The following is a 1,976-nucleotide window of genomic DNA, read 5'->3' as shown; positions in this document are numbered from 1 at the left end:
GGTATAATAATAGAGATAAGGATTTATTTGATAGAATTTTGGAGATTATTAAGGGTGGAATATAATGAGCAATTACCTTTATTTTTATTCATTTCTTTCTCCCTCTTTTTCTTTTTCAAGAAGTGCATCAGAGTATCTTCTTAACCAGTTTATAAGTCGTAAAGACTCTTCTGTATAGAATATGTACTCTTCAACTGAAGCATTTAAAACTAATCTGTTTAGTATATCTTGAGTTTTTTCTTTTACGTTTTTATCATTTAAATCTTTTAAATCCTTTTTTCCTAAGGGTGATTCGTTTATCAACCAATTTACAACTATATAAACCGACTGTAAATGATGGTCTTTACCTTTTGCGAATAAAAAGGCTAAAGTGTTTCCAAGTCCGTTTGTAAGTATCAAGGTAGCTAACTTAGACACCAAAGAAGAAAATTCCTTCTCAAATTTTTTCCCTTTTACTTTAAGTATCTGTTCAAAGGCGTATTTAGACCTTTTTTGTTCTAATGTTTGGTTCATCTTATATGCCCTCCACTTTTATGTAAGTGAATCCTCTTCCAAGGGTTTCATCACCACCAAACTGTAGAATGTTGTTTTTTAAAAATTGAAGTATTGTGTTTAAATTTTCGTTGCTGTTTGTCCTTGAAGCTATTTTCCCATAGTAAACCGTTTCGGTAGGTGTAAGCTCCTGATACCAAAGACCACCTTGTTCTACAGTTCCTGTACTTTGGTCTATTCTTATTCTTGCTACTACTTCCGTGTAATTTTTCACAAAAAATCTAAAAATATCATCCGGAAGTACCACTATCCTGTTTTCATCCACTTTATCTGATGTTAGATTTTTCAATGTGTTTATTTCTTTTTTAATCGTTGCACCAAAGCTAAACTCTTCTAAAACTACTGTGTTGTCTTTTACCAACACCTTATCTGAAGATACAAAAACTTTATTACCCTCCAATTTGTAATCAAAATTACAAAGGAGAGCTTATAATTCTTGATGCTTATCCGGATACATGTCCAAAACTTGAAAAAGATATAACAAACGTACACTATCCGGAATATTACAGAGAGGCAAAACCACCTTCCGAAAATCAATCTCCTAATCCTGTTGTATTTCTAACGATAAAATCAGGAACCAAATTTAACTTTTACTTTAAAAACACAAACATTTACAAACAGCTAACTGGAGAAGATATAAAAAAAGATTTAATAGAAGCTACAAAATACTTAGGATTAGGGGCAAAAAGTAGTGTTGGGTATGGTTTACTCCAAGCTTAAAGAACGTAAAGAAGAGTTAATACTTTCTTTAGTTGTGTTATTTCTTATAATTTCTTATCACTTTGATGAAAATTTATTGCTTTTAGTTAGTTTTTCTGTCCTAATTATCTCCTTTTTTATATTCTACAATTCAGGTGCAAGTAGAAAAAAATTAACAAACTCTCTTAGATACCTATTTACTGGTGAAGTAGCTACATTTTTGGGATTTTTAGCGTTTTTAGCAGAATTTTTAATATCAAACTTTCTATTTGAATATACCAAAAACTCCACAGAAGAATTTAATTTCGTAAATTTAGCCAAAGCGGTAGTTTCTTTAACGAATATATTGTCGGTTGGTTTACTTTTTATTGTTCTTTACGAACAAAAATTAAAAAAGTATGTAGAAAACAAAACCAAAATTCAAAGAGAACCTAAAAAAGTGTTAATATTCACATTATCAAAACCAAGCGGAGAGTTAATAAAGAACACTCCAAGAAATTGGTATCCTGTAGAAAAACTCTTGGATTTTCATAAAAATACGTTGCAAAAAATTTATGTTTTGGTAAGTAATGAAGTAAAAGATAGCACTCAATATTTTGACAGTCTTTTACAAAAGTTAGGTTTAGAAGGAAAAAGGGAGTACATAGAAAACGTTGATGTTAACGATGAAATTAATTTTTTGCCCCTAATCCTAAGTATTTTGTAGCTTCTATTAAATCTTTTTT

At 30.0% G+C, this 1,976-nt stretch carries 3 protein-coding genes; 1 reads left to right on the top strand and 2 read right to left on the bottom strand.

Annotation, left to right across the window (positions count from 1 at the left end; all coding sequences use genetic code 11):
- Nucleotides 1–84: 84 nt before the first annotated feature.
- Both cmr5 and cmr4 read right to left on the bottom strand, forming a co-directional pair.
- Nucleotides 85–513, bottom strand: coding sequence for a type III-B CRISPR module-associated protein Cmr5 (cmr5, locus tag NE054_RS07995; protein WP_297890426.1), 429 nt, complete (start codon nucleotides 511–513; stop codon nucleotides 85–87).
- A gap of 1 nt (nucleotide 514) precedes the next feature.
- Nucleotides 515–952 carry a type III-B CRISPR module RAMP protein Cmr4 gene (cmr4, locus tag NE054_RS07990; RefSeq protein ID WP_297890424.1) on the bottom strand — a complete coding sequence of 146 codons (438 nt, stop codon included), beginning with the start codon at nucleotides 950–952 and terminating at the stop codon, nucleotides 515–517.
- Nucleotides 953–1,252: 300 nt separating this feature from the next.
- Here cmr4 and NE054_RS07985 point away from each other — a divergent pair, with 300 nt between their 5' ends.
- Nucleotides 1,253–1,957, top strand: coding sequence for a hypothetical protein (locus NE054_RS07985; protein ID WP_297890423.1), 705 nt, complete (start codon nucleotides 1,253–1,255; stop codon nucleotides 1,955–1,957).
- The last annotated feature ends 19 nt before the right edge of the window (nucleotides 1,958–1,976 follow it).

The sequence above is a fragment of the Sulfurihydrogenibium sp. genome (assembly GCF_027448985.1).
Classification (GTDB): Bacteria; Aquificota; Aquificia; order Aquificales; family Hydrogenothermaceae; genus Sulfurihydrogenibium.
Note: the sequence above shows the minus strand (reverse complement) of the source record. Positions and strands in the feature narration are given on the sequence as shown.

Bases quoted from the DNA above. Each gene is read 5' to 3' on its own strand.
- cmr5 (WP_297890426.1), bottom strand. From the start codon at position 513: ATGAACCAAACATTAGAACAAAAAAGGTCTAAATACGCCTTTGAACAG.
- NE054_RS07985 (WP_297890423.1), top strand. From the start codon at position 1,253: ATGGTTTACTCCAAGCTTAAAGAACGTAAAGAAGAGTTAATACTTTCT.